Here is a 24498-nt window from a genome sequence, read left to right as displayed (position 1 = left end):
TCTCAGAATCGATGGTCATCTCCGCCTCTCCCCTTTCAAGGGGAGAGGCGGAGTCATCGCCGGTCGCGCGGGAAGAACAGCCCGTCATAGGACGGCCGGCCGGCGTGGTCGAAGAGGAAGACCGCCGCCGCGGCGGTGGGGAAACCGTTCTGGGCGCGGGCGATCAGGGCCGGGGGCGCGCCGCCCTGGACCAGCATCTGCACCGCCAGCTCCTGCAGGCCCGGATTGTGCCCCACCACCATCACCGTGCCCGCCGTGGCGCCGGCCGCCTCGGCCAGGACCCGGATGGTCTCGGCCTCGGCCAGGTAGAGGCTGTCCTCGAAGCGGGCCACGGCCTTGGGGAAGGCCGGGGCCACCGCCGCCCACGTGCCCCGGGTGCGGGCGGCGGCCGAGACGAGGGCCAGGTCGGGCGACAGGCCCAGCTCCGCCAGGGTCTCGCCCATGGCCGCCGATTCGGCCGCACCCCGGCTCGCCAGGCGGCGGTCGAAGTCGTCGCCGCTAGGGGCGTCGCGCTCGGCCTCGCCGTGCCGCAGGAGTATCAGCCGGTCCATGGTCTCTCCGTCACCCCGCCATGCTGGGAGTCGATCGGTTCATAGCGGGCAAGCGCGCCGACGCGAAGCGGTTGACAGCGAAAGAGGTTGGCGGTCCAAGCGGGCCCATGAGCGACGTGCGCCACGCCACCCTCGCCACCCCCACCGACGGCGGGACCTGGAGGTCACCGGCCGACCGTCCGCTGCGCCTGGATTCCGGCGCGGTCCTGGCCCCCCTCGAGGTGGCCTACAAGACCTACGGGACCCTGAACGCCGACAAGTCCAACGCCGTCCTGATCCTCCACGCCCTGAGCGGCGACCAGTATGTGGCCTCCACCCAGCCGGTGACCGGCAAGCCCGGCTGGTGGACCACGGTGGTGGGGCCCGGCCTGCCGATCGACCCCGAGCGCTACTTCATCATCTGCCCCAATGTGCTCTCCGGCTGCATGGGCACCACCGGTCCCGCCAGCCCCGACCCCACCACGGGCAAGCCCTACGGCCTGGCCTTCCCGATGATCACCATCGGCGACATGGTGCGCGCCCAGGCCATGCTGGTGGAGTCCTTCGGCATCGAGACCCTGTTCGCCGTCGTCGGCACCTCCATGGGCGGGATGCAGGTCCTGCAATGGGCGGCCGATTACCCGGAGCGGATGTTCTCGGCCATCGTCGTGGCCGCCGCCGCGCGGCACTCGGCCCAGAACATCGCCTTCCACGAGGTGGGCCGCCAGGCGATCATGGCCGACCCGGACTGGCGCGGCGGCGCCTATGAGCTCGAGGGCGTCCGCCCCGAGAAGGGCCTGGCCGTGGCCCGCATGGCCGCCCACATCACCTATCTGTCGGAGACCGCCCTGCAGCGGAAGTTCGGCCGCGAGCTGCAGCGCGACGGCCTGTCCTGGGGCTTCGACGCCGACTTCCAGGTGGAGAGCTATCTGCGCCACCAGGGGGCCAGCTTCGTCGACCGCTTCGACGCCAACTCCTACCTCTACATCACCCGGGCGCTCGACTATTTCGATCTTGCCGCCAGCCACGGCGGGGTGCTGGCCAACGCCTTCCTGCGGGCCCGCAAGGTGCGGTTCTGCGTGCTCTCCTTCTCCTCGGACTGGCTCTACGCCACCTCGGAGAGCCGCGACATCGTCCGCGCCCTGAACGCCGCCGGCTGCCGGGCCAGCTTCGCCGAGATCACCACCGACAAGGGCCACGACGCCATCTTCCTGGAGGAGCCGGCCCTCGACAGCGCCCTGCGCGGCTTCCTGGCCTCGGCGGCCGAGAAGCGGGGCCTGGCGTGAGGACCCAGCGGGAGGACTTCAAGGAGATCCTGCGCCTGGTGCGCCCCGGCTCGCGGGTGCTCGATGTCGGCTGCGGCGAGGGCGAGCTCCTGGAGCTGCTCACCCGCGAGAAGCATGTCGACGGCCAGGGCCTGGAGATCTCCAGCGAGGGGGTCTCGGCCTGCCTGGCCCGCGGCCTGGCGGTGGTGCAGGGGGACGGCGACCGCGACCTGGATCACTTCCCCACCAAGGCCTTCGACTACGCCATCCTGTCCAAGACCCTGCAGCAGATGCGCGAGCCCCGCCACGTGCTCAACGAGCTGCTGCGCATCGCCGACCGGGCGGTGGTCTCCCTGCCCAATTTCGGCCAGTGGCGGGTGCGCTGGTCGCTGATGGTGCGCGGCCGCATGCCCGAGACCGCGGCCCTGCCCGATCCCTGGTGGTCGACGCCGAACATCCACCTCTGCACCCTGCACGACTTCACCGCCCTGTGCGACGACCTGGACCTGCGGATCGAGGCCTGCGCGGCGCTGAACAACGGCAAGCCGGCGCGGGCCATCGACCCCACCCGGGCCATCGAGAACTGGCGCTCGGAGACCGCGCTCTTCCTGCTCAGCCGCAAGGGCCAGGCCGAGGCCACCGCGGCCCCGCCGGGCGAACTGTTTCCGAAATAGCCCCCCGCTCACCCCGGCGCGGCCGGAGCCCGAGACGCCGGACCCGGGGAGGGGTCGTGTCTGTCCCGGGTCCCGGCCTGGGGGTGCAGGCCGGGATGAGCGCCCGGGGGGGGTCTTGTCAGGCCAGCCACCTCGGCTGGCGCAGGCCGGCGGCGGCCATCAGGCTGATGGCGGCCATGGCGCCCTCGAACAGGCACAGGGCCGCGACGATCAGCACCGGGGTCTCGCCCAGCGCCCGGGGGTCCAGGGCCACCAGGACCATCCCCGCCGCCAGGCAAAGGACCGAGCCCACGAAGGCGAGCTTGGAGCGCCACAGGGGCGGCTTTCCGGCGGTATGGCGGGCGATGCAGACGAGAACCGCCGCCAGCGCCAGAAGTCCTCCGGCCAGGTGGGTCATGGGAGAAAGCCCCTAGAACAACATCCTCGCGACGATGCGGGCGTCATAGGCCTCGTAGTCGTCGCGAATCTCCCCGCCGCCTTCCAGGGCGAAGTCGAGGTACTCGCCCTGGCCACGCAGGGCCAACCGTACAACCGCCCCGCCGCCCGAGAGTTCCGGCGCCGCGATGGTGAAGGCCGATCCGCCGCTGACGAACCGCGCGGTGGTGGAATCGGCGCCGTCGCCCGCCACCTGGCGCCAGCCGGCGGTGAGCTCCGGCCCCCAGCGGAAGTCGCCCTTCAGTCCGAACCTCGCCCCGACGCTGACCCCGGCGAAGGCCGCCATCTGGCTGGAGGACCGCTCATCGATGGCCAGGTTCATGGCGTCCCCGCCCCCGGTCTCGGTGCGGTCGCCCTCCTTCAGCAGGAAGTAGTCGAAGCTGGCCTGGGGCCGGGCGTAGAAGGTGTCGCCCTCCAGGTTCCAGTTCAGGTGGGCGTGGGCCGCCACCGTGGCGCCGTTCCAGTCGGCCGAGGCGGTGCGGGTGAAGCCTGAGTCGGTCAGCACCCGCTCGCTCTTCAGCGAGGCGTAGCCGCCGGTGATCCCGGCGCCCACCGTCAGGTCGCCGAGGCTCTCGCGCCAGTAGACCCCGGCCGACAGCACCGAGCCGGTCAGCGACTCCGAGCCCACCGAGGCGGCCTCGTCGACGTCCACATTGAGGAAGCTGGTCTGCAGACCCAGCGTGCCGAAGGCGGTGTCGGGGACCTCGATCCCCGCGGCCAGGCCGAAACCTCCGGCGTCGTAGGAGGAGGCCCGGTCGAGGTCGCGCTTGACCATCACCGCGATCTCCTGGGTCCAGGCCCGCACGCCCTCCCCCGCCGCCATGGAGGCGTCGGCCTCCGAGCCCCGGCCCGCGGCGTCCGAGGCCGCCGCCAGGGTGTGGAACAGGCCCCCGGAATGGTCGGGCAGGAACTGGTCGTAGAGGGCCTGGAAGCCCGCCGCCGTGGTCTTGGACAGCAGGGCGTCGCGCACCGAGGCGTCCTTGTCGAAGGCGGCGAACACCGCGTCATAGGCCGCCCCCTCCGCCGTGGTCAGGCCGGCCTCGGCGGCGGTGCGGCGGCGCACCTCGGCGATCAGGCTGGCGGTGGGCGTGTCGACCCGCAGAGTGGTCTTGTAGAGGAAGGGGGTGTCCCCCAGCAGGCTCTCGTCCAGGGCGCCGGTGGTCAGCGACCCGGCCTTGATCAGGGTGAAGCTGGCCGGCGCCTCCAGCTTGGAGGCGAAGGCCAGGCCCACCTTGGCGCCGGTGGCCAGGGTGGCGGCGCCGGCCACGTTGAAGGTGGTGGCCAGTCCGGCCTTGGGATCGGCGGTGAACACCAGCTCGCCGCTCGCCCCCACGTTCAGGCTGGTGAGGTTGACCGCCTGGGTGCTGGTGTCGGTCAGCCGGCCCTTGACGATGTCGAGGGCCAGGCCGCCGCCGGCGTCGGTCAGCGCCCCCTTCAGCTTGGCCCCGCCGTCGATCAGCAGGCTGTCGGCGCCCGAGCCGAAGGCCACGGCCCCGTTCAGCACCCCGGCCAGCAGCTCCAGCCGCGCCGCCCCGGAGCCGAACAGCACGTCGCCGGTGATGGTGGGGGTGATGGTGGTGTCGGTGTTGGCGTACTGGCGCAACAGCACGCCCGCCGTATTGGCCCGCAGGTCGAGGGCGATGGCCCGGCCGGTGACGGCGAGGGTGGAGTCGGTGGCGGTCACCGTGGCGGTGATGGAATTGGTGGTCTCGATGGCCCGCAGCGACCCCGAGGCGTCCAGGACGGCGGTGGCCGAGGCCTTGGAGCCGTTGACCACCGCGTTGATCACCCCGCCATTGGCCAGATAGGGCAGGCTGGCCCCGGCGTCGAGGCGCAGGGCGGTGGCGTCGGCGACGTCGGTGGCGGTGGTGGTGGCGCGGATGATCCCGATGTTGGTCAGGCTGGGGCTCTGGGCTCCTAACCCGACCCGGATCGCCGTGGCGCTGGCCTTGACGCCGGTGGCCAGGATGGATCCGGCGTTCCAGATCCCGCCGTCCACGGTCACCGTCCCGCCCTGGCCGCCCAGTTGCAGGGCCGTGGCGGTGATCCCGTCATAGATCCCGCCCGCCTGGATGGCGCCCTTGTTCATCAGGCCATAGGCGTCCGCCCCGGTCCCCAGGACGCCCAGCCGCACGCCGCGGCCGGCCGCGCCGATCACCATGCCGGGCGCCGAGCCATAGGAGGTGATGGCGCCCGACGACCCCACGAGCAGGCCGCCGAACAGGTCGCCGCGCACCCGCACCGCCGGGCCGCCCAGCAGCAGGTCGTCGGCGTCCAGCTTGGCCACCACCGCGTCGGTCCCCCGCGTGGTGGAGCGGAAGCCGGTGGCCGAGATCGCCGCATTGAGGGAGAGCTTGCCGCCGACATTGTCGTCCACCGCCACGGCGATGGAGTCCAGGCCTTGGGCGGTGACGCTCCCGGTCACCGCCACGTCGCCGCCGACCGTGCCTCCGGTGTGAATCCCGAAGGAACGGTCGCCGACCACCGAGATCGCGCCGGCCGTCTGCAGCGATCCGTCGATGGCGCTCTCCAACGCGACGCCGGCTGAATCATTACCCTCCACCACGATCGACCCGCCGGTCTGGGTGATCGACCCATGGAAGGTGGCGGGCCCGGTCACCCTGACCCCGAACCGGCCCGAGCCGACGGCGAACTGGCCGTCATTGTCGCCGTCGGAGTCGGTGTCCTTGATCTCGGTGGACTCATCGACGGTGATGGAGCCCGACAGCTTCACCTCGCCGGTGTTTCCCCCCACCACCGCCAGGCCCACGGCGTTGTTGGCGTCGGTGATGGCCACCACGCCCTCGAGGGTGACGTTGTTGTTGCTGTTCAGGGTGATCGCGGTCCCGCCGGTGGGCTTGATGGAGCCCGCCGAGGTGACGCGCACGTCGTCGCGGGCCCCGCTGGCGGCGGTGGCCGTGGCCACCGGCGTGGTCACCGCGGTGGAGATGGCGGTCTCAGCCCAGGCGGGCGCGGCCATCAGGCACAGGGGGGAGGCCGCGGCGAGCAGGAGGTGGCGAGGCGACATGGGCGATCCAGGTGGTGGCGGGACGGGGGGAGGTCGTCTATTGTACGGACGACGAGGCGTTATACGTCGCGTATTAATGTGTTTCGTAAGAACTGTATATTGTGTCGATTGCGGCGGCAAGATGGCGCCGCCCTGGAGTAGGAACCGAGATGCCGAGACCCGCCGTGGACCCGGTGCGCGCCGCCGCCACCAAGGCCCTGCGCCAGGAGGCCGGCCGCTGGCTGAAGGCCGGGCGCGAGGCCGCCGGCCTGACCCAGGCCGAACTCGCCGAGCAGGTGGGCATGCGCTACTACACCTTCGTCTCCCAGGTGGAGAGCGGCCTGGGCCGCGTGCCCATCGAGATGCAGCGGGCCTGGGCCCTTGCGGTCGGCCTTGATCCCGCCCATTTCGCCCGCACCTTGCTCGCCTATTACGAGCCCGAGCTGAACCGGCTGCTGTTCGGGGACGCCGCCGAGATCACCCCCGACGCCCAGCGCGCCTTCGGGACCTGAGGACCGCCCCTTCCCGATGAGCAACGTCGTCCCCTTCACCCCGAGGCCCGACACCGGCGGCTGGACCGCCGGCGAGCGCGCCAAGCTGTCGGACCTCGCCGACCGCCTGGCCGCCGAGGGCATCCATGTGCGGGTGGTCTACGGGTCCACCGACGCGGGCGACCCCTGGTGCGTGATCACCGACGAGAACGACGAGGTCCTGGTCCACGTCGCCCGCATCAACGGCCAGTTCGTCATCCACGACGCCGCCGCCGACGCGGTGGAGGAGGGCGACACCCTCTGGACCGCCTTCGACCGCCTGCTGGGCGAGGGCTGGCGCGAGGCCGAGGGCCAGGTGGTGGTGCCGATGGCCGCCCGCCAGGCCCAGACCCTGATGGCCCTGGTGGTGGCCGCCGCCTTCTTCGACATGACCGCCCAGGCCCAAGAGGCGCCCGACGAGGGCGGCCATCACGACACGCCCGCCGAGATCCTGGCCGCCTTCGCCGCCACCGCCACCCTGGCCGCCCCCTCGGCGGAGGCGCAGGAGCACCAGCGCTTCGAACGCAACGCCGCCCCGGCCGAGACCGACGGCCCCCAGGGGTCCGCCTCCGACCTGGCGGACGCCGAGGACCAGCCCGCCGCCCCGGTCCTCGCCCCGTCCGACACCGACACCGCCAGGTCCGCCCCGCAGGCCGAGGCGAGCGCCGCCGACGCCGACGCCACCCTGGCAGCCGACGCCCGCCCGCTCCAGGGCGCCGAGGGGGGTCAGACCCTGCGCGGCGGCGACGGCGACGACCTGCTGACCGGCGGCTCGGGGAATGACAGCCTGAACGGCGGGGCCGGCGCCGACCACCTGCTGGGGGGCGACGGGAACGACACCCTGGCGGGCGGCGGGGCGGGCTCCACCCAGGTCGATTTGCTGGAGGGCGGCGCCGGAAACGACCGCATCGAGCTTGGCCGCAACGTGGTGGCCATCGGCGGCGCGGGGGACGACACCTTCGTCATCGCCGCGCCGGCCCACGACCAGACCCCGCCCCCGCAGCACGCCCTGGGGGTGATCCTCGACTTCTCCGCCGGCGACCGCCTGGCCGACGGCGCCGGGCGCCTGGTCAATATCCTCAACGCCATCCGCCAGGACGACGTGCTGAGCGGCCTGCGCGGCTTCACCGGAACCGGCCACCTGCCCACCCCGCCGGTCCCCGGCTTCCGGGTCGAGGTGGACGTCAACGGCGACAACCAGGCCGACGGCTTCGTCATGGTCGCCGGAACCGGCGCCGCCAACCTGGTGAACCATGTCCTGGCCGGCGGCGGCCATCCGCCTGCCGCCCCCGACAGCGCCCCCATCACCCTGCCGGCCCACCCGCCCATCCCCGACGGCGACTTCCTGGGCTGACCGGCGCCATTGGCGACTCCCACCCGGCTTGCTAGCACTACGGCGCAGCTTCAACCGGAGGCGGAGACGACATGGTCCAGGAGAAGTTGCTGCTGCGCGCCCTGCGGGGCGAGCGCACCGAGCGGCCTCCGATCTGGCTGATGCGCCAGGCCGGCCGCTACCTGCCGGAATATCACGACACCCGGGCCGCGGCCGGCGGCATGCTGCAGCTCTGCAATTCCCCCGACCACGCCGTCGAGGTCACGCTCCAGCCGATCCGCCGCTTTCATCTCGACGGCGCCATCCTGTTCGCCGACCTGCCCCAGCTCGCCGCCGCCCTGGGCCAGACCCTGGACTATGTCGAGGGCGAGGGCCCGACCCTGAACCCGCCGATCCGCTCGGGCGAGGACATCAGGCGCCATCTCAGCGCCGACCGCCTGCACGAGAACCTGGCCCCCATCTATGAGACCGTGCGCCGGCTCGCCGTCGAGCTGCCCAGCGACGTCACCCTGGTGGGCTATGCCGGCGCCCCCTGGACCATCGCCACCTACATGGTGGAGGGCCGCGGCGGCGCCGCCACCGACCATGCCGTCATCCGCCAGTGGGCGCTGGCCGATCCCGACAGCTTCCAGCCCCTGATCGACCTGCTCACCCAGTCGGTGATCGCCTTCCTGGACCGCCAGATCCAGTGCGGCGCCGAGGCGGTCCAGCTGTTCGAGAGCTGGGCCGGGATCCTGCCCGAGCCCTTCTTCCGCCGCTGGTGCATGGAGCCTGTCGCCGCCATCACCGCGGCCCTGAAGGCCAGACACCCCACCGTGCCGGTGATCGCCTTCCCCCGCGCCGCGGGCCTGCTCTACGAGGCCTATGTGGCGCAGGTCCCCGCCGACTGTATCGGCCTGGACACCACCGTCCCCCTGGCCTGGGCCGCCCAGCGCATCCAGGGCGAGGGCCGCTGCATCCAGGGCAATCTCGACCCCCAGTTGCTGGTGGCCGGCGGCCCGGCGCTCGCCGCCGAGACCGACCGCATCCTGCGCGCCGCCACCGGCGGCCCCTTCGTCTTCAACCTCGGCCACGGCATCCCCAAGACCACACCGCCCGAACACGTCGGCGCCCTGGTCGCCCAGGTCCAGGCCTGGCGGGGCTAGGGCGCGGCCGCCCGCGCCACGGCCTCGGCGACCTTGATGCCGTCGATGGCGGCCGAGAGGATGCCGCCGGCATAGCCCGCGCCTTCGCCGGCCGGGAACAGGCCGCGCAGGGTCAGGCTCTGGAAGTCGGCGTCGCGGGTGATGCGGATCGGCGAGGACGTCCGCGTCTCCACCCCGGTCAGCACCGCGTCGGGATCGTCGTAGCGCGGGATCTTGCGGCCGAAGACCGGCAAAGCCTCGCGCATGGCCGCGCTCACATAGTCGGGCATCAGGGCCGCGAGGTCGGTGGGCCGGACCCCGGGCTTGTAGCTCGGGACCACCTCGCCCAGCGCGGTGGAGGCCCGGCCGGCCAGGAAGTCCCCCACCCGCTGCCCCGGGGCGGAATAGTCGCCGCCGCCGGCGACGAAGGCCGCGCTCTCAAGGGTCCGCTGCAGCTCGATCCCGGCCAGGGGATGGTCGCTCCCGTAGTCGGCCGGCGAGATCCCCACCACGAAGCCGGAATTGGCGTTCCGCTCGTTGCGCGAGTACTGGCTCATGCCGTTGGTGACCACCCGGCCGGGCTCCGACGCCGCGGCCACCACCGTGCCGCCGGGGCACATGCAGAAGCTGTAGACCGTCCGCCCGTTGGCGCAGTGGTGCGACAGGGAATAGGCCGCCGCCCCCAGGTCCGGATGCCCCGCGCAGGGCCCGAACATCGCCTTGTCGATCCAGGACTGCGGATGCTCGATACGGAAGCCGATGGAGAAGGGCTTGGCCTCGATGAAGACGCCGCGGGCATGCAGCGCCTCGAAGGTGTCCCGCGACGAATGCCCCACCGCCAGCACCACCTGCTCGGCGGCGATCACCTCGCCGCCCTTCAGGCGCAGGCCCGCCAGGCGCCGGACGCCGTCCGCGCCCGTCTCGATCTCCAGGTCGGTCACCTGGCAGCCGAACCGGTATTCCCCGCCGAGCGCCTCGATCTTGGCCCGCATCGACTCCACCATGGTCACCAGGCGGAAGGTGCCGATGTGCGGATGGGCCTCGGTGAGGATCTCGGCCGGCGCCCCGGCCTGCACGAACTCGGTCAGCACCTTGCGGCCCAGGAAGCGCGGGTCCTTGACCTGGCTGTAGAGCTTGCCGTCGGAGAAGGTGCCCGCCCCGCCCTCGCCGAACTGGACGTTGGATTCGGGGTCCAGCTCGCCCCGCCGCCAGAGGCCCCAGGTGTCCTTCGTCCGTTCACGGACGGCCTTGCCGCGATCCAGGATGATGGGGTTGAACCCCATCTCCGCCAGGATCAGCCCGGCGAACAGGCCGCAGGGCCCCGCCCCGATCACCACCGGCCGTGGGCCGCCGCCGGCCGGCGCGTTGGCCACCGGCTTGTAGGCGGTGTCCGGCGTGGCCCGCAGGTGTGGGTCCCCGGCCATCCGCGCCAGCACGGCGGCCTCGTCCTTCACCTCGACGTCGACGATATAGACCTTGAGGATCGCCGCCTTCTTGCGCGCGTCATGCGCCCGCTTCCAGACCGACCAGCTCAGCAGCTCCTCGGCGCCCACCCCCAGGCGCGCGAGGATCGCCGCCGGCAGGGCGTCCGGTTCATGGTCCAGGGGCAGCTTGAGTTCCGAGATCCGCAACATGGCGGTTCTCTAGCGGTTCTGGGCCGTCGGCGCACCGTCAACAAGTGTCATCCCGGAAACGCGAAGCGTTGTCCGGGACCCAGACGCGCGGGGCCCTCAGGAGAAATCGGTGTCTATGGGTCCCGGTCTTCCGCGTGCCGCGGAAACCGGGATGACACCCGAGAGAGCTAGTCCTCGAACCCCACGAACACGGTGGCCTCTTCCACCGCCTTGCGTTCGGACACCACCGCATTGGCCGGGAAGTCCTCGTCGGGCCAGCCCAGCGCGACGCTCTTCATGATCACCTGGTCGTCGGCGATGCCGGCGTGCTCGCGCACCACCGGCGACTGCATGATCCCCTGGCTGTTGATCACCGCCCCGAGGCCCCGCGACCAGGCGGCGTTGACCAGGGCCGTGGTCACCGCGCCGCAGTCGAAGGGGGTGTCGTCGCTGCCGTCCAGCACCTTGTCATAGGTGACGATGATGCAGACCGGGGCGTCGAACTGGCGGAAGCCGCGCAGCACCCAGTCCTGGCGCATCTCCTTGTCCTCGCGGGCGATCCCCATGGCGGAGAACAGCTGCTTGGCCACCACCACCTGGCGGTCGCGGTGCGGCCCGGCGAAGGGCTGGCCCTGGCGGAATTCGCGCGACTGCGGCACGCCCGCCACCATCCGCTCGGTGTTGCCCGCGCGGATCCTGTCCAGGGGCTCGCCGGTGATGACATAGAAGTTCCACGGCTGGGTGTTCATCGACGACGGCGCCCGCATGGCCAGCGCGATGATCTCCTCGATCAGCTTGCGCGGCACCGGATCGGGCTTGTAGCCGCGGATGCTCCGGCGACCGAGGATAACGTCGTCAAACTTCATGGAGGGGTCCCTGGAGAGCGTTGCGCGGGCGGCCGACCGCCCTGCCCGCAGTCTAAGGGCGCCGCCGACACAATTCCAAACCCCACGCCCACCGGAACGTGACCGCAAAACTGACGCCCCCGTCACGATAGGTCTTGTCGAACGCCGTTCAAGCGGCGACTTGTGGGGACAACGGGTCTTCAAAGACCTGGCCCAAGCGAGGAACGCCCCCATGAGCCAGAGCGCCACCCAGGACGCCCCCAAGGCCGACGCCCACCGCGCCGAGGTCTACGCCCAGCCCATCGAGAGCCTGAACGTGGCCCAGTCGGCGCTCTTCCAGGCCGACGCCATGTGGCCCTATTTCGAGCGCCTGCGGGCCGAGGACCCCGTCCACTGGACCCCGGCCAGCGACTTCGAGCCCCACTGGGCCGTCACCCGCTACAACGACATCATGGCGGTCGACACCAATCACGAGGTCTTCTCCTCGGCGCAAGGAATCAGCCTGGGCCCCAGCGAGGAGATGATCGCCAAGCTGGTGGCCAGCGGCGCCCAGATGACCGGCGGCCCCTTCGGCGGCCCCACCGGCGGGCCCACCATGTTCATCGCCATGGACCCGCCCAAGCACGACGAGCAGCGCAAGACCGTCAGCCCGGCGGTCTCGCCGCACAACCTGAAGATCATGGAGCCCCTGATCCGCGAGCGCGCCGGCCTGATCCTCGACAACCTGCCGATCGGCGAGGCCTTCGACTGGGTCGACAAGGTGTCCATGGAGCTCACGGCCATGACGCTCGCCACCCTGTTCGGCATGCCGCAGGAAGATCGCCGCAAGCTGACCCGCTGGTCGGACACGGTGATGTCGCGTCCCGGCGACGGCGTCGTCGATTCCTGGGAGGAGAAGCGCGCCGAGATGGCCGCCTATGCCGGCTACTTCCTGAACCTGTGGGCGGAGCGGAAGGCTGAGCCCATCGAGGGCGACATGGTCTCCATGCTGGCCCACGGCGAGGCCACCAAGGACATGAACCAGTTCGAGTACCTCGGGAATATCATCCTGCTGACCATCGGCGGCAACGACACCACCCGCAACACCATCTCCGGTTCGCTCTACGCCCTCAACAAGTTCCCCGACCAGTTCGCCAAGCTGCGCGCCAATCCCGACCTCATCCCCTCCATGGTGTCGGAGACCATCCGCTGGCAGACCCCGCTCGCCCACATGAAGCGGGTGGCGACCCAGGACTATGAGCTGGGCGGCAAGACCATCAGGAAGGGCGACAATGTCGTCATGTGGTACGTCTCGGGCAACCGCGACGACACGGTGATCGCCAACCCCAACGCCTACATCATCGACCGCGAACGTCCCCGCCAGCACCTCTCCTTCGGCTTCGGCGTCCACCGCTGCGTCGGCAACCGCCTGGCCGAGCTGCAGCTGAAGATCATCTGGGAGGAGATCCTCAAGCGCTTCCCCGAGATCCAGGTGCTGGAGGAGCCGCAGCGCGTCCCCTCCACCTTCGTCAAGGGCTACAAGTCCATGCAGGTGATGATCCCCCGCAAGCTCTAGGGGGGCTCGCCCTCAGGACCGTCATCCTCGGGCTCGTCCCGAGGATGACGGCCGGGGAATGCCAAATCTCCCTGCCCCCCGCGGGCCCGCGGGTGCTAAGCCTCGCCGGCCCTGCCGCGGAGATCGTCAATGGAAGGCCCCACGTCCCACTTCTACGTCTCGCAGCGGCTGCGGCTGCACTATGTCGACTGGGGCAATGAGGGGGCGCCGCCTCTGGTCCTGGTGCATGGCGGCCGCGACCACTGCCGCAACTGGGACTGGGTCGCCCAGCGCCTGCGCGACCGCTACCACGTCATCGCCCCGGACCTGCGCGGCCACGGCGACAGCGAATGGGCGGTGGGGGGCGGCTACGACCAGCCCGCCTATCTCTACGACCTGGCCCAGATCATCCATCAGAAGGGCATGGCGCCGACGACGATCATCTCCCACTCCCTGGGGGCCGGGATCGCGCTGAACTACAGCGGCGCCTTCCCCGAAAGCGTGAGCAAGATCGTCGCCATCGAGGGCCTGGGCCCCTCGCCGGCCATGATGGCCGAGCAGGCCAAGCGCACGGTGGAGGAGCGCCTGCGCGCCTGGGTCGACGACCGGCGCAAGAACTCCGGCCGCACCCCGCGTCGCTACGCCAGCCTCGAAGAGGCCGTGGCCCGCATGGCCCAGCAGAACCCCCACCTGTCGCCCGAACAGGCCCGCCACCTCACCCTCTACGGCGTCAACCAGAACGAGGACGGCACCTATAGCTGGAAGTTCGACAACCACACCGGCGGCGGCGGCGTCGGCGGCCTCTCCCACGCCGACCAGCACCGTCTGTGGAGCCAGATCACCGCCCCGGTCCTGCTGGTGCGCGGGGCGGAGTCCTGGGCCTCGGACCCCGTGGTCGACGGGCGGATCAAGCACTTCAAGAACGCCCGCCTGGTGAACTTCGAAGGCGCCGGCCACTGGGTCCACCACGACCGCCTCGACGCCTTCATGGCGGAGGTGGAGACCTTCCTGGCGGAATAGGGCGGCGGGCTCCCGTGTGGGGCAAACTCCCCTTGCGGCCCGCGCGCCGCTCATGGAACCACAACCCCGTCATCCCGGACGGCCGCAAGGCCGATCCGGGACCCAGGGGCCGAGCGCGCCGCCCCTGGGTCCCGGCTCTCCGCTTCGCTGCGGCCGGGATGACGATGTGGGATGAGGCCTTCGCCCTCCTCAGGCCACCCCCAACCTCCCGCGCTCCCCGCCCTGCGGCTCGGGAGCCTCCAGGCCCAGGGCGTCGGCCATGTCCTCGGCCTCGAAGAACGGCCGGATCTCGATCTCGCTGCGGCCCGGCATGGGGTTGGGGCTGCGCCGGGCCCAGGCCACGGCCTCGTCCATGTCCTTGACCTCCCAGATCGAGAAGCCGGCCACCAGCTCCTTGGTCTCGACGAAGGGCCCGTCGAGAACCGTCCGGGCGGCGCCGTCGAAGACGATCCGCTTGGCCGCGCCGGAATTCTTCAGACCGGCCCCGGCCACCAGGACGCCGGCCGCCACCAGCTCCTCGGTGAACCGCTCCATCGCCTCGAACGCCTCCATCGTGGGAGGCGCGCCGGCCTCGCTCGCCTGCGTGGCCTTCGCCAACACCATCACCCGCATGACCTGTCTCCCTGCCCGCCCCGTCGGCGGCTCATCGGAACGACGAACGAGCCCGGCGGAAATCGACATCGCGCGGCGATCTTGCACGCGCCCGTCCTCAAGTCCCCGATCCTGGTGACAGCGCACGCCAGCGCCATGACGCCGCGAGGGGTTTGCGAGCCCCCGCCGTTTCCGCTTGAGTGCGCTGTCACCGTCATTCGCAGGAGGCATGGCCGTGCTGGACCACTTTGGAATCAAGTGCCACCGCCCCGAGATCACCCTGCCCTTCTATGAGCAGTGCCTGGCGCCGCTGGGGGTGGTGGTCGTCCGGCGGCACCCGGATCTGAACGCCATGACCCTCAAGCGCCCGGACATGCCCACCCGCCTCTGGATCGGCGAAGGCGACGCCGACTGGAAGGCCCAGGCCGGGCAGCCGAGGTTCCACTACGCCTTCCGCGCCGACGCGCCGGCGGCGGTGGACGCCTTCCATGACGCCGGGATGCGTCTGGGCGCCCGGGACAACGGCCCGCCCGGCTATCGCCGCCCCACCAGCTATGAGGCCTTCCTCTTCGACCCCGAGGGCAACAACATCGAGGCGATCTGGCAGACCGAGCGGCCGTTCTAGGCCCCGCCTCTACCGTGGCTCCGGCTCCATCCGGCAGCTGGTTTCGCAGTCGCACGACCTGCGCGACGCCATTCTGCGGCCAAGCCAGAGCGCCAGCAGCAGCACCGCCCCGAACGCCGGCAGGCCCACGCACAGGATCTGATCCCAGGTCAGGCCGAAGAGCCGGCCGCCGCCCACCATTCCGGCCAGGCCCGCGCCGGCCAGCAGGGGCGCGATCAGCGGCGCGCAGCAGGCGCCGCAGGCGGCCGCCAGGCCGAGAATTCCCCAACGCAGCTTCATCGCAATCTCCATGAAAAGCTTCACAGGCCCCGTGCTACCTCTTCAAGCGACTTGAGGATCAAGGGGACTTTCATGGCGATGACGATTGGCCAGGCCGCGGTCCGCTCCGGCTGCTCGACCCCGACCATCCGCTACTATGAGGACATCGGGCTGCTGCGCCCGGTCGACCGGACCCCCAACGGCCGCCGCAGCTACGGCTGGCCGCAGGTCCAGCGCCTCACCCTCATTCGGCGCGCGCGCGATCTCGGGCTCCCGATCGGCGAGGTGCGCCAGCTGCTGGGCATCTTTGACGGCGACCAGTCGGCCTGCGGCGACGCCCGCGATCTTCTCCAGACCCACGTGGCCGAGGTGCGGCGCCGGCGCGTCGAACTCGAGCAGCTGGAGGCGACGCTCACCCGCATGGCGTCCCGCTGCGACGGCGCCTGCGCCGCCAACCCCGCCGAGCCCTGCACCGTCTTCGAGGACCTCGCGGCCCTGCCGGCGGCGGCCGGATGAGCTGGTCGGCGGGGCCGCCGATTACGGTCACACTGTCGGAAATAGGTCGCCCGCGCCGGCCCTAGCCTTTGATCAGTCGGCCGAACTGCCGACGCGCGTGGTCGGCGCCCACCAGGTCGCGGCGGTCGTGGACGATGATGTCCTCCTTCACCCGCTTGGGTTCGAGGCCGGCCATGTGACGGTAGACGCACATGGAGATGGCCAGGGGCAGCGAGCCGGCCAGGCCGAACAGCAGACCCGTGACGCCGGCGATCAGCACTAGCAGCAAGGGCGCGAGCAGGCCGGCGATCAGGTAGGCTATGTAGGACTGCTTATCCAAGGCCTTCAGGATCAGGTGGGCCAGCAGCACGGCCACGCTGAACGGGATCGGCGCGACCAGCCCCATGATCGCGATCACCTGCAGCTGGGACGCCACGGCCAGGCCCAGCATTTCCGACACCGGCATCGCGCCGCCGTGCTGCAGCCGGGCGGTCATCTCGCCTGCGGCGCCGATCACCAGCTGCGCCAGGCCGAAGGCCCCGGCGGAGACCAGCGAGGCCACGAACACCACCGGCAGGGCGGTGCGCACCTGTAGCGGCCCGTTGAAATATTCCGCCGCCCCGGTGTCGACCAGGGCGCCGTCTTCCGACACCGCGCCGGACCCCTCGGCCCCGCGCGAGGCCAGCACCCGCGACAGCCGGGCCGGATCGTCGCCCTCGGCCTCCAGCCCGGCCCGGTAGTGGAAGAGGAATCCCATGATCGCGCCCACCACCAGCAGGAAGGCCAGGAAGACGCTGAGCATCCCGCCGGTCATCATCATCCGCCAGGCGGATGGCGGCGTCTGGCCGCCGACGGCGATCAGAACGGCGAGCGCGCCCGCCCCCGCATAGGCCCAGCGCCCGCCGATCCTCGCCCGCCGAAGTCCGAAGTGCAGCGGCAGGAAGACGGCCAGATAGACCAGGACGCCGCGCAAGCCGAGCAGGACCTGGGCGTCCAGCGTGGCCGGCGCCGCGGCGGGCGTCGCGCCGCTCAACGTCACCAGGGACAGGACCGCCGACAACACCGCCGCCGCGGTCACCGCGCTCGCTGTGGTCCGTACTCTCATGGTGGTCTCCTGCCCGGGCAACTCTACGGCAGGTTTTGCAGATGCGCGATAATTCCCCCTTAAGTGGCATGGTAAACGATCCGCTCACCGGCTGGGGATCGGCTCCGACCGGTAACGGCGGACGTGTTTCGTGCAGCGTCGCCGCATCTAGGCCGGAGCAAACAGACCTTAAGCCTCTGCACCCCAGGATAGCGGAAATGGAGGAGCGCCCAGCATGAACCTAGTCCGTTTCGCTTGCGCCGCCGCGGCGCTCTCGCTGCTCGGCGCCTGCGGCCAAGGCAAGCTGAGCAGCGCTGACGAAGAGGACGTCTCTTGCCTTCTTGCCGATATCGCCGGGTTTTCGAGCGCTCAGAAGGCAGGGGACGAACGTCTATCCTTGGCGTTCACGCAGTCCGCCCTCTATCGCGTGGGCAAGCTGCAGGGGCGGCACGGAGACGATTGGACCGCGACCATCGACAAGCTCGATCCGAAGATCATGCAGCTGTCCGTGGCCGAAAAGGTTCGAGCCTGCAGGAAGACGGCGGATTTCCGCACCCTGTTCAGCGACCCAAAGCTCCTGCAGGCCCTCAAGCGATTGGCCCCGGAGACGGCGGGGAGAGCCGCTCAATAGATCTACGGTAGTGGGGCATACGGTGACGGGAGCACCAATCCCGACGACGGTAGATCGGTTGGCCGTGGGCGCGATCTTCAGAAGCTGAGCGTGTCGCATTCGAGATTGCGGTGACAGTGCACTCAATCGCCCTTGGCTTGGACCCGCGTTTGCCCTGGGCGAGCGACCGGCCTGACCGGGCTTCGAGCCCCGGCAGGAAGGGCGCTCTCACGACAATTGTGGCGCGACGCCTGGTGGCCCTAGACGCGTCGCCACAACTGTGGGACGCGGACTGCATAACAACCTTGGCTTTGAAAGCGGATGGGCATGCAGGCTTGGCGTTTGTGTTTGGGCGTGGCGCTTCTTGCGCTTGTCGGTTGCGCCTCGGCGCCAGTTTTGGAAGACGCGATGGCGCCGGGGGCGTACAGCGCGGTCGCGGCCCTCCAATTCAACAAGGGCTACACCTCCCGCCCCATGGTCACCGGAACGCAAAGCTACTTCGTATCGACGACGCCCCGGTGCGAAGATTTGAAGGTCGCCGCCAACCTACTCTGGACCTCGGCCGACGGCCCTGTGCGCCAAGTGGCGGCGAACCAGCCAATCACCATCATGGCGGCCACGCTCTACTATGTGAACGCAGGCTATATGCAGCTGAGCCATCCGAGCTGCCAACGTCGGGCGACCTTTACCCCTTTGGCCGGCCACCAATACGCCGTCGTCTCTCACGCGCCCATGGGCGAGGAGTGCGATCTCGAAGTGCTGGATCAGTCAACCAACAGGCCGCCCGCGGACCTGGCGGTTGAAGATGGAGCAACTTGCCTGCGGGTCTACCAGCGTGAACTCGCGTTGCGAAAAGAGCGGTAGGGGAAGCCCATCTCATGTGGAAAGCCCGCATCATCGTCGCGTTGGGTTTCGCGCTGACCTGCAGCGCCGCCCAAGCTCAGCGGGTCGGCCAGCGTCTCGTCATCCAGCCACCGACGAGGTCCTTAGATGGCCCGCAGGTCGCACGTCCTGACGAGCCTCTCCTGGTTCAAACCGCCAGATCCGAGCAGCATGCTAGGCTGCTGGCGCCTGTTCGCGCGACGATCAGGCGCGCAATGACGGCCAACCAGGTCGATCTCCCGGAGGGCGCCATTCTGCATGGCGCATCGAGCGACGGTGCGATCTTCTGCTCGCCGCTAAAGGCCAATCAGGGAGCTTGCCTGGAGGACACCGACAACGACGGACGCTTCGACGTCGTCTACGACGCCACGATGGACGTTCTGTATTGGAACTACTTGGCCTTCCATACGGATGGAAATGTATCGCCAGGTGTGTTCAGCAGACCCCAGCGACTGGCCTCGCCGGTTCCCTACGTCCTGGCCGACGTCGGGCAAGCCCTCATCGCGCCAGTCGAAGTCTTTCTTTGGTCCAACCACAGACCCGGAGCGCCCGGCCGTTCGACGAAGGCCGAACTTCAAGTCTATCTCGGGACGCCCAAGGCCCGCGCCATGCGCGCAAGTTCAGGCTCGTTCCGACTTGAGGCTTCGACCGGTGGCGAGGCGTCAGTTGTCGGCGCCGAGGTTGAAATTCTCGGCTTCGACGCCGATGGCGCCGTCCAGTACAGGGTACGACGCCCCATTCCTCCGGGGCCGGATCAGCTCTCGGTAGCTCCGCCCTGAGCGGACAGGAATCACGCCGACAAGTGCCTTCGGGGCTACGCTGGCACGATTCGTCACCGTGCAGCCAATCACCCTGCCGCCGCAATCACGCGCGGGTCGGTGAGCCGCTCGTCTCCCGCCCCCCTACCCCGCGATCGCCGCCGCGTCCCGGTCGCCGGTGCGGATTCTCAGCGCCTGTTCCAGGTCCAGCACGAAGACCTTGCCGTCGCCGATCTTGCCGGTGTTGGCGGTGCGGGCGACGGCCTCGATGACGGCGTCGGCGATGTCGTCGGGGACGGCGATCTCCAGCTTCACCTTGGGCAGCAGCTTCACCTCGTACTCGGCGCCGCGATAGACCTCGGTCTTGCCCCGCTGGCGGCCATAGCCGCGCACCTCGGTGACCGTCAGGCCCGAGGCGCCCGCCTCGGTGACGGCCTCGAGCACCGCGTCGAGGCGGCTGGGCTTGATGATCGCGACGATCATTTTCATGGGCGGACCTCCGGATGGGCCGTCGAGCGGCCGCGTGAAGCTCCAAGCTAGGGCGATCCGCCGCCGGCTCCAAGGGGTGGGCTAGTCGGTTCCGCCAGGCGCCCGCGAAACAGGCGCCCGCCCCGCCGGCAGGGGATTGAGCGCCGGGCGGGCCACCCGCACCCGGGCCCGCGCCGCGCGGGGCTTGACCGCGAAGGTCTGCTTCACCGCCTCCATCAGCACCAGGCCGGCGAAGCCCGGCCACAGCCGCGAGCCCGCCTGCTCGAAGCCCTCGGCCCAGCCGGCCAGCCAGGTGACGGGGGGGACATAGAGGGCCCGCGTCCAGCCGGAGGGCTCCAGCTCGGCCTCCCGCAGCAGCTCGGCCAGCTGGCTCCGCGTATAGGGCCGGCCGTGACCGAAGGGCGTGGCCTCGGCGTTGGCCCACAGGCCGTTGCGGGCCGCCACCACCAGGATCACCCGCCCCGAGGGCGACAGCACCCGCCAGACCTCGCGCAGCAGGGCCACCGGATCGGGGCTCTCCTCGATGGCGTGGACCGCCAGGATGCGGTCGAACAGGGCGTTCTGGAACGGCAGGCTGTCCTCGGCGGTCAGGGCCGCCAGGTTGCGCGGGCCGGCGGGCCACAGCTCCACCCCCTGCTGGGCCGGCATGGCCGCCACCACCCGCCGCGCGGCGGGCGCGAGCGGCCCCAGGAACGGGGTGGCGTAGCCCAGGCCCAGGATGTCCAGGCCCCGGCCGTCGCCCCAGGTCTCCAGCACCTTGCGCGCCGTCATCTCGCGGGCCGCGGCCCCCAGCTTGGAGGCGTAGAACTGTCGGAGCTCGAGGACGTCGCGGCGCATGGGTTGGAACTTAAGGGCGTGCTCGACTTATCGCGACCCCCAACCTAAATCGGCAGGGTCCAACCCGGAGGAAGCCCATGTCGGTCACCATCCACCAGTTCCCCTGCCTGTCGGACAATTACGGCTTCCTGGTGCGCGACGACGCCAGCGGCCTGGCGGCCTGCATCGACACCCCCGACGCCGAGGCGATCCTGGGCGAGCTTTCCAAGCTGGGCTGGAAGCTCGACCTGATCCTCAACACCCACTGGCACCCCGATCACGCCGGCGGCAACGCGGCGATCAAGGCGGCCACCGGCTGCACCGTCGTCGGCCCCGCCGAGGTGGAGCGCCTGTCCCCCGTCGACCGCCAGGTGGCGGGTGGCGACGTGGTGAAGCTGGGGGAGACGACGTTCGAGGTGATCGAGTCCGGCGGCCATACCCTCGGCCACATCGCCTATTTCGACGCCGCCGACCGCGTGGCCTTCGTCGGCGACACCCTGTTCGCGCTCGGCTGCGGCCGGCTGTTCGAGGGCACGGCCGAGCAGATGTGGGCCAGCCTGGCGCGGCTCACCGCCCTGCCCGACGACACCGCCGTCTACTGCGCCCACGAATATACCGCCTCCAACGCCCGCTTCGCCCTGTCGGTGGATGACGACCCGGCGCTCGCGGCCCGCGCGGCGGCGATCTTCGCGGCCCGGGAGCGGGGCGAGTGGACCGTCCCCACCACCATCGGCCTGGAGAAGGCGACCAACCCCTTCCTGCGCGCCCCGGTGCTGAAGCCCGGCCTGCCGCCCCACGAGGCCTTCGCCGCGGTGCGGGCGGCCAAGGACAGTTTCAAGGGCTGAGCGGGGTTCGTCGGGACCTCGACGGTCACCTGTCGGTCTTGGTCGGCCGGCCCGACCCCTTGCGGATCAGGGGTTCGTCGGCGCCTGGAGGCCTCTGAAGGGCGCTCTCATCCCTCCGCGGCCACCGACACGTCAGCGGCTGCCGGCCGCGGCCATGATGCGGTCGGAGGACGGGCGCCCGGCCAGGCCGTCGCCAGGCGTGATGGTGATGTGCATGACCCCCTGGTGCACGCTCGCCCCGGGCTTGCGGCCCTCCACCAGGGCGACCTTGTTGAACCGGTTGATGAGGCTCAGCCCGCCCGGCTTCTTGGACATCCGGATCACCGCCTCCGAGGCCACCAGGGCGGCGTCGGCCACCAGGGCCGAGGAGGCCGGCGAGGCGTCGGCCTCGAAGGGGATCAGACGCCGCGCGGCCCGCGTCGCCCGGGCGCTGGCCTGGGCCAGCCGCTCCAGCAGGGCCTGGGGGCCGAGCGCCGGCAGCCGCAGGGCCGGTCCGCCCCCGGCCAGGGCCGCCGCCGTGCCGCCGGGCCGGTCCTCGGTGAACAAGGTCAGGCCCCCCAGCCGGGTGGCCCGCAGCACCGGTTCGCCCAGGTCGTTCTTGTAGATGATGTCGCCCCGCGGCGCCGGCTGGGGCTTGAGCGCCCAGACCTCGGGGCTGTCCTGGAACTTCAGCAGCGGCCGGTTCTGGCTGCGGTCGAGGACGAAGACGTCGCCCTCCTGGCTGACATAGCGGGCGATGGGCGGGGAGGTGTTGCGACCCGGCGCCATCTGGCGCTCGCCGAACAGGTTCTCCCGCAGGTTCTCGGGGCCCGCCCAGGCCGGGCTTGCGAGTCCGGCCAGCCCCGCCGCGGCCAGGGCCGCGACGAAGGCGAGCTTGCAAGCCTGCGCCGGTCGTTCGCTTATCATCAGACGCAAGGTGATGCTGGAGGACTGGGGCGCTTTTTGGACGCCAATAGGCCTACGCTCAAGCTCCCACCGCCTTGTTCGTCTGCGCCAGTCCTTTTTCCCACAAGGGAATCGACCCTAGCCGGCCATGTACTGGCCGCCGTTCAGCGACAGGGTGGAGCCGGTGACGTAGCCGGCGTGCTCCCCGGCCAGGAAGGCCACCATGTCGGCGATCTCGTGCCCGTGGCCCAGGCGGCCCACGGGGATCTGGGCGATGATCGAGGCCAGCACGTTCTCCGGCACGGCCTGCACCATCTCGGTGTCGATATAGCCGGGCGCGATGCAGTTGACCGTCACCCCCTTGCGGGCGTTCTCCAGGGCCAGCGCCTTGGTGAAGCCGATCACCCCGGCCTTGGCGGCGGAGTAGTTGGTCTGGCCCATCTGGCCCTTCTGGCCGTTGATCGACGAGATGTTGATGATCCGGCCCCACTCGCGCTCGCGCATGCCCTCGATGACGTGGCGGGTCATGTTGAAGACGCTATCCATATTGACCCGGATGACCTCGGACCACTGTTCGGGCTTCATCTTGTGGAAGACGCCGTCACGGGTGATGCCGGCGTTGTTGACCAGGACGTCGATGGGGCCGAGTTCGGCCATCACCGCGTTCACCGCCCGCTCGCAGTCCTCGAAGTTCCCGACATTGCCCTTCACCACCATGACGCCCAGCTCCTTGGCGCAGGCGGCGGCGGCCTCCTCGTTCCCGGAATAGCCGGCGGCGACCTTCATCCCGTCGGCCTTCAGGCGCTCGCAGATCGCCCGGCCGATGCCCCGGGTCCCGCCCGTGACAAATACGACTCTCGCCATTCCCGTCTCTCCCTAAGAACCTGTTCCCGCGCCGGTTGCTCCGGCGCTGGGCCTTGCCGCGGCTAGACTTGCTCGACGCACATGGCCACGCCCATCCCGCCGCCGACGCACAACGTCGCCAGGCCCTTCTTGGCTCCGGAACGCTTCATCTCGTGCAGCAGGGTGGTCAGGATGCGGGCGCCCGAGGCGCCGATCGGGTGGCCGATGGCGATGGCGCCGCCGTTGACGTTCACCTTGGCCGGGTCGAGGCCGAGGTCGCGCACCACGCAGATCGACTGGGCGGCGAAGGCCTCGTTGGACTCGATGAGGTCGAGGTCGCCCACCGACCAGCCGGCCTTTTCCAGGGCCTTGCGGCTGGCGGGGATCGGGCCGGTGCCCATGATCTCAGGGTCGACGCCGGCGCTGGCCCAGGAGGCGATGCGGGCCAGCGGCTTGAGGCCGCGCTTCTTGGCTTCGTCGGCGCTCATCAGCACCAGGGCCGCGGCGCCGTCATTGAGGCCCGAGGCGTTGGCCGCGGTGACCGAGCCTTCCTTGTTGAAGGCCGGGCGCAGGCCCGAGACGCTGTCGAGGGTGGCGCCGTGGCGGATGTATTCGTCCTGGTCGACGACGGTGTCGCCCTTGCGGCCCTTGATGGTGACGGGCGCGATCTCGCCCGCAAACTTGCCGGCCTTCTGGGCGGCCTCGGCCTTGTTCTGGCTGGCGACGGCGAACTCGTCCTGTTCGGCCCGGGTGATCTGCCAGCGCGAGGCGATGTTCTCGGCGGTCTGGCCCATGTGGTAGCCGTGGAAGGCGTCCAGCAGGCCGTCCTTGATCATGGTGTCGACGAAGGTGGTGTCGCCCATCTTCGTGCCGGTGCGCAGCTGCGAGGCGTGGGGCGACTGACTCATGCTCTCCTGGCCGCCGGCGATGACGATGCCGGCCGAGCCGTCGGCGATCTGCTGGGCGCCCAGCGCCACGGCGCGGAGGCCCGAGCCGCACAGCTGGTTGAGGCTCCAGGCCGGGCTCTCCTGCGGGATGCCGGCGTTGATGGAGGCCTGGCGGGCCGGGCCCTGGCCGGCGCCGGCCTGCAGCACCTGGCCCATGATCACCTCCTCCACGTCGGCGGCGGTGATGCCCGCGCGCTCGATGGCGGCCTGGATGGCGATCTTGCCGAGTTCATGCGCCGGAAGGGCGGAGAGCGCCCCATTGAACGATCCGACCGGGGTGCGGGCGGCCGAGACGATGACGACGTCGGACATGGCGGGCTCCTTCAAGCGCGTGAGCCCCTATCTATCGAGAACCGCTCCGGATTGAGCAAGAGGGTGAAATCGTTCGCCTTCCACCGGAGCGCGCTTTGCGAACGCGCTCGCATCCGCGATACTGCGCCGCAAGATAGGAGCGCGCCGC

General features: G+C 70.5%; 26 protein-coding genes and 1 pseudogene. 13 read left to right on the top strand and 14 right to left on the bottom strand.

Annotated elements, in window-relative coordinates; genetic code table 11:
• Window positions 1-53: 53 nt before the first annotated feature.
• Window positions 54-551 (bottom strand): SixA phosphatase family protein, encoded by a 498-nt coding sequence (locus AC1RN5_RS19165; RefSeq protein WP_493042956.1) that lies wholly within the window; start codon window positions 549-551, stop codon window positions 54-56.
• 107 nt (window positions 552-658) lie between these two features.
• Between AC1RN5_RS19165 and metX the strand changes: the two genes are divergently transcribed.
• Together metX and metW are read left to right on the top strand one after the other, a co-directional pair.
• Complete coding sequence (gene metX / locus AC1RN5_RS19160; RefSeq protein WP_493042954.1) at window positions 659-1816, top strand: homoserine O-acetyltransferase MetX; 1158 nt, start codon at window positions 659-661, stop codon at window positions 1814-1816.
• Entirely contained in the window at window positions 1813-2469 is a 657-nt protein-coding gene (metW, locus tag AC1RN5_RS19155) for a methionine biosynthesis protein MetW (protein WP_493042952.1), read from the top strand. The genes metX and metW overlap by 4 nt, the downstream gene beginning before the upstream one ends.
• A 118-nt stretch (window positions 2470-2587) precedes the next feature.
• Here the strand turns inward: metW and AC1RN5_RS19150 are convergent, their stop codons facing one another.
• Both AC1RN5_RS19150 and AC1RN5_RS19145 read right to left on the bottom strand, forming a co-directional pair.
• Window positions 2588-2866, bottom strand: coding sequence for a hypothetical protein (locus tag AC1RN5_RS19150; protein ID WP_493042950.1), 279 nt, complete (start codon window positions 2864-2866; stop codon window positions 2588-2590).
• 12 nt (window positions 2867-2878) lie between these two features.
• Window positions 2879-5932, bottom strand: coding sequence for an autotransporter outer membrane beta-barrel domain-containing protein (locus tag AC1RN5_RS19145; RefSeq protein WP_493042949.1), 3054 nt, complete (start codon window positions 5930-5932; stop codon window positions 2879-2881).
• A 149-nt stretch (window positions 5933-6081) separates the two neighbouring features.
• Here AC1RN5_RS19145 and AC1RN5_RS19140 point away from each other — a divergent pair, with 149 nt between their 5' ends.
• From AC1RN5_RS19140 to hemE, 3 genes are all read left to right on the top strand, one after another.
• A complete protein-coding gene (locus AC1RN5_RS19140; protein ID WP_493042947.1) occupies window positions 6082-6423 on the top strand; it encodes a helix-turn-helix domain-containing protein in 342 nt (113 codons plus the stop codon).
• A gap of 16 nt (window positions 6424-6439) precedes the next feature.
• Window positions 6440-7795 (top strand): calcium-binding protein, encoded by a 1356-nt coding sequence (locus AC1RN5_RS19135; protein WP_493042946.1) that lies wholly within the window; start codon window positions 6440-6442, stop codon window positions 7793-7795.
• A 71-nt stretch (window positions 7796-7866) separates the two neighbouring features.
• Window positions 7867-8919, top strand: coding sequence for a uroporphyrinogen decarboxylase (gene hemE, locus AC1RN5_RS19130; RefSeq protein ID WP_493042944.1), 1053 nt, complete (start codon window positions 7867-7869; stop codon window positions 8917-8919).
• On the opposite strand, the gene AC1RN5_RS19125 is transcribed toward hemE, so the two are convergent.
• Window positions 8916-10532 carry an NAD(P)/FAD-dependent oxidoreductase gene (locus tag AC1RN5_RS19125; RefSeq protein WP_493042943.1) on the bottom strand — a complete coding sequence of 539 codons (1617 nt, stop codon included), beginning with the start codon at window positions 10530-10532 and terminating at the stop codon, window positions 8916-8918. The genes hemE and AC1RN5_RS19125 overlap by 4 nt on opposite strands.
• A gap of 167 nt (window positions 10533-10699) precedes the next feature.
• The gene (locus AC1RN5_RS19120; RefSeq protein WP_493042941.1) at window positions 10700-11377 is read right to left on the bottom strand and encodes a nitroreductase; all 678 of its coding nucleotides are present in this window, start codon (window positions 11375-11377) and stop codon (window positions 10700-10702) included.
• A gap of 211 nt (window positions 11378-11588) precedes the next feature.
• On the opposite strand from AC1RN5_RS19120, the gene AC1RN5_RS19115 reads away from it, so the two are divergent.
• Window positions 11589-12911 carry a cytochrome P450 gene (locus AC1RN5_RS19115; protein ID WP_493042940.1) on the top strand — a complete coding sequence of 441 codons (1323 nt, stop codon included), beginning with the start codon at window positions 11589-11591 and terminating at the stop codon, window positions 12909-12911.
• A gap of 129 nt (window positions 12912-13040) precedes the next feature.
• Window positions 13041-13910: an alpha/beta fold hydrolase gene (locus AC1RN5_RS19110; RefSeq protein ID WP_493042938.1), complete on the top strand. Its 870-nt coding sequence runs from the start codon at window positions 13041-13043 to the stop codon at window positions 13908-13910.
• Between the two features lie 82 nt (window positions 13911-13992).
• Here AC1RN5_RS19110 and AC1RN5_RS19105 read toward each other — a convergent pair.
• Window positions 13993-14071, bottom strand: a pseudogene (locus tag AC1RN5_RS19105) (hypothetical protein); the annotation flags it as partial.
• Between the two features lie 28 nt (window positions 14072-14099).
• Window positions 14100-14522 (bottom strand): YciI family protein, encoded by a 423-nt coding sequence (locus tag AC1RN5_RS19100; RefSeq protein ID WP_493042935.1) that lies wholly within the window; start codon window positions 14520-14522, stop codon window positions 14100-14102.
• 208 nt (window positions 14523-14730) lie between these two features.
• Between AC1RN5_RS19100 and AC1RN5_RS19095 the strand changes: the two genes are divergently transcribed.
• Window positions 14731-15126, top strand: coding sequence for a VOC family protein (locus AC1RN5_RS19095; RefSeq protein WP_493042934.1), 396 nt, complete (start codon window positions 14731-14733; stop codon window positions 15124-15126).
• A gap of 9 nt (window positions 15127-15135) precedes the next feature.
• Here AC1RN5_RS19095 and AC1RN5_RS19090 read toward each other — a convergent pair whose 3' ends face one another.
• Window positions 15136-15405, bottom strand: a complete 270-nt coding sequence (locus tag AC1RN5_RS19090) for a hypothetical protein (protein WP_493042929.1) — start codon at window positions 15403-15405, stop codon at window positions 15136-15138.
• A 72-nt stretch (window positions 15406-15477) separates the two neighbouring features.
• Between AC1RN5_RS19090 and AC1RN5_RS19085 the strand changes: the two genes are divergently transcribed.
• Entirely contained in the window at window positions 15478-15900 is a 423-nt protein-coding gene (locus tag AC1RN5_RS19085; RefSeq protein WP_493042927.1) for a MerR family DNA-binding protein, read from the top strand.
• Window positions 15901-15961: 61 nt separating this feature from the next.
• Here the strand turns inward: AC1RN5_RS19085 and AC1RN5_RS19080 are convergent, their stop codons facing one another.
• Window positions 15962-16984, bottom strand: coding sequence for a hypothetical protein (locus AC1RN5_RS19080; RefSeq protein ID WP_493042926.1), 1023 nt, complete (start codon window positions 16982-16984; stop codon window positions 15962-15964).
• 214 nt (window positions 16985-17198) lie between these two features.
• Between AC1RN5_RS19080 and AC1RN5_RS19075 the strand changes: the two genes are divergently transcribed.
• The 3 genes from AC1RN5_RS19075 (at window position 17199) to AC1RN5_RS19065 (ending at window position 19234) form a co-directional block, all read left to right on the top strand.
• Window positions 17199-17594 carry a hypothetical protein gene (locus AC1RN5_RS19075; protein WP_493042923.1) on the top strand — a complete coding sequence of 132 codons (396 nt, stop codon included), beginning with the start codon at window positions 17199-17201 and terminating at the stop codon, window positions 17592-17594.
• Between the two features lie 300 nt (window positions 17595-17894).
• Entirely contained in the window at window positions 17895-18437 is a 543-nt protein-coding gene (locus tag AC1RN5_RS19070; protein WP_493042921.1) for a hypothetical protein, read from the top strand.
• A gap of 14 nt (window positions 18438-18451) precedes the next feature.
• A complete protein-coding gene (locus AC1RN5_RS19065; RefSeq protein WP_493042919.1) occupies window positions 18452-19234 on the top strand; it encodes a hypothetical protein in 783 nt (260 codons plus the stop codon).
• A gap of 123 nt (window positions 19235-19357) precedes the next feature.
• Here AC1RN5_RS19065 and AC1RN5_RS19060 read toward each other — a convergent pair whose 3' ends face one another.
• Window positions 19358-19702, bottom strand: coding sequence for a P-II family nitrogen regulator (locus AC1RN5_RS19060; RefSeq protein ID WP_493042917.1), 345 nt, complete (start codon window positions 19700-19702; stop codon window positions 19358-19360).
• An 81-nt stretch (window positions 19703-19783) separates the two neighbouring features.
• Entirely contained in the window at window positions 19784-20539 is a 756-nt protein-coding gene (locus AC1RN5_RS19055; protein ID WP_493042915.1) for a class I SAM-dependent methyltransferase, read from the bottom strand.
• Window positions 20540-20616: 77 nt separating this feature from the next.
• Here AC1RN5_RS19055 and gloB point away from each other — a divergent pair, with 77 nt between their 5' ends.
• Entirely contained in the window at window positions 20617-21363 is a 747-nt protein-coding gene (gloB, locus tag AC1RN5_RS19050) for a hydroxyacylglutathione hydrolase (protein ID WP_493042913.1), read from the top strand.
• 132 nt (window positions 21364-21495) lie between these two features.
• Here gloB and AC1RN5_RS19045 read toward each other — a convergent pair whose 3' ends face one another.
• The 3 genes from AC1RN5_RS19045 to AC1RN5_RS19035 all read right to left on the bottom strand — a co-directional run bounded on the left by AC1RN5_RS19045 (window position 21496) and on the right by AC1RN5_RS19035 (window position 24350).
• Complete coding sequence (locus AC1RN5_RS19045; RefSeq protein WP_493042911.1) at window positions 21496-22269, bottom strand: DUF4908 domain-containing protein; 774 nt, start codon at window positions 22267-22269, stop codon at window positions 21496-21498.
• A gap of 117 nt (window positions 22270-22386) precedes the next feature.
• Complete coding sequence (gene phbB, locus AC1RN5_RS19040) at window positions 22387-23112, bottom strand: acetoacetyl-CoA reductase (protein ID WP_493042910.1); 726 nt, start codon at window positions 23110-23112, stop codon at window positions 22387-22389.
• Between the two features lie 62 nt (window positions 23113-23174).
• Window positions 23175-24350: an acetyl-CoA C-acetyltransferase gene (locus AC1RN5_RS19035; protein WP_493042909.1), complete on the bottom strand. Its 1176-nt coding sequence runs from the start codon at window positions 24348-24350 to the stop codon at window positions 23175-23177.
• Between the last annotated feature and the right edge of the window lie 148 nt (window positions 24351-24498).

The organism is Phenylobacterium sp. GW821-FHT12F10 (assembly GCF_058806695.1).
The sequence above is the reverse complement of the archived record's forward strand: the minus strand, read 5'-3'. Positions and strand labels throughout refer to the sequence as shown.

Coding starts and splice junctions, on each gene's coding strand:
- AC1RN5_RS19045 (WP_493042911.1), bottom strand. CDS start 22,269: ATGATAAGCGAACGACCGGCGCAGGCTTGCAAGCTCGCCTTCGTCGCG.
- AC1RN5_RS19035 (WP_493042909.1), bottom strand. CDS start 24,350: ATGTCCGACGTCGTCATCGTCTCGGCCGCCCGCACCCCGGTCGGATCG.
- AC1RN5_RS19150 (WP_493042950.1), bottom strand. CDS start 2,866: ATGACCCACCTGGCCGGAGGACTTCTGGCGCTGGCGGCGGTTCTCGTC.
- AC1RN5_RS19165 (WP_493042956.1), bottom strand. CDS start 551: ATGGACCGGCTGATACTCCTGCGGCACGGCGAGGCCGAGCGCGACGCC.
- AC1RN5_RS19080 (WP_493042926.1), bottom strand. CDS start 16,984: ATGAGAGTACGGACCACAGCGAGCGCGGTGACCGCGGCGGCGGTGTTG.
- metX (WP_493042954.1), top strand. CDS start 659: ATGAGCGACGTGCGCCACGCCACCCTCGCCACCCCCACCGACGGCGGG.
- AC1RN5_RS19065 (WP_493042919.1), top strand. CDS start 18,452: ATGTGGAAAGCCCGCATCATCGTCGCGTTGGGTTTCGCGCTGACCTGC.
- gloB (WP_493042913.1), top strand. CDS start 20,617: ATGTCGGTCACCATCCACCAGTTCCCCTGCCTGTCGGACAATTACGGC.
- phbB (WP_493042910.1), bottom strand. CDS start 23,112: ATGGCGAGAGTCGTATTTGTCACGGGCGGGACCCGGGGCATCGGCCGG.
- AC1RN5_RS19100 (WP_493042935.1), bottom strand. CDS start 14,522: ATGCGGGTGATGGTGTTGGCGAAGGCCACGCAGGCGAGCGAGGCCGGC.
- AC1RN5_RS19120 (WP_493042941.1), bottom strand. CDS start 11,377: ATGAAGTTTGACGACGTTATCCTCGGTCGCCGGAGCATCCGCGGCTAC.
- AC1RN5_RS19110 (WP_493042938.1), top strand. CDS start 13,041: ATGGAAGGCCCCACGTCCCACTTCTACGTCTCGCAGCGGCTGCGGCTG.
- AC1RN5_RS19070 (WP_493042921.1), top strand. CDS start 17,895: ATGGGCATGCAGGCTTGGCGTTTGTGTTTGGGCGTGGCGCTTCTTGCG.
- AC1RN5_RS19075 (WP_493042923.1), top strand. CDS start 17,199: ATGAACCTAGTCCGTTTCGCTTGCGCCGCCGCGGCGCTCTCGCTGCTC.
- AC1RN5_RS19135 (WP_493042946.1), top strand. CDS start 6,440: ATGAGCAACGTCGTCCCCTTCACCCCGAGGCCCGACACCGGCGGCTGG.
- AC1RN5_RS19140 (WP_493042947.1), top strand. CDS start 6,082: ATGCCGAGACCCGCCGTGGACCCGGTGCGCGCCGCCGCCACCAAGGCC.
- AC1RN5_RS19145 (WP_493042949.1), bottom strand. CDS start 5,932: ATGTCGCCTCGCCACCTCCTGCTCGCCGCGGCCTCCCCCCTGTGCCTG.
- hemE (WP_493042944.1), top strand. CDS start 7,867: ATGGTCCAGGAGAAGTTGCTGCTGCGCGCCCTGCGGGGCGAGCGCACC.
- AC1RN5_RS19085 (WP_493042927.1), top strand. CDS start 15,478: ATGGCGATGACGATTGGCCAGGCCGCGGTCCGCTCCGGCTGCTCGACC.
- AC1RN5_RS19125 (WP_493042943.1), bottom strand. CDS start 10,532: ATGTTGCGGATCTCGGAACTCAAGCTGCCCCTGGACCATGAACCGGAC.
- AC1RN5_RS19115 (WP_493042940.1), top strand. CDS start 11,589: ATGAGCCAGAGCGCCACCCAGGACGCCCCCAAGGCCGACGCCCACCGC.
- AC1RN5_RS19060 (WP_493042917.1), bottom strand. CDS start 19,702: ATGAAAATGATCGTCGCGATCATCAAGCCCAGCCGCCTCGACGCGGTG.
- AC1RN5_RS19090 (WP_493042929.1), bottom strand. CDS start 15,405: ATGAAGCTGCGTTGGGGAATTCTCGGCCTGGCGGCCGCCTGCGGCGCC.
- AC1RN5_RS19095 (WP_493042934.1), top strand. CDS start 14,731: ATGGCCGTGCTGGACCACTTTGGAATCAAGTGCCACCGCCCCGAGATC.
- AC1RN5_RS19055 (WP_493042915.1), bottom strand. CDS start 20,539: ATGCGCCGCGACGTCCTCGAGCTCCGACAGTTCTACGCCTCCAAGCTG.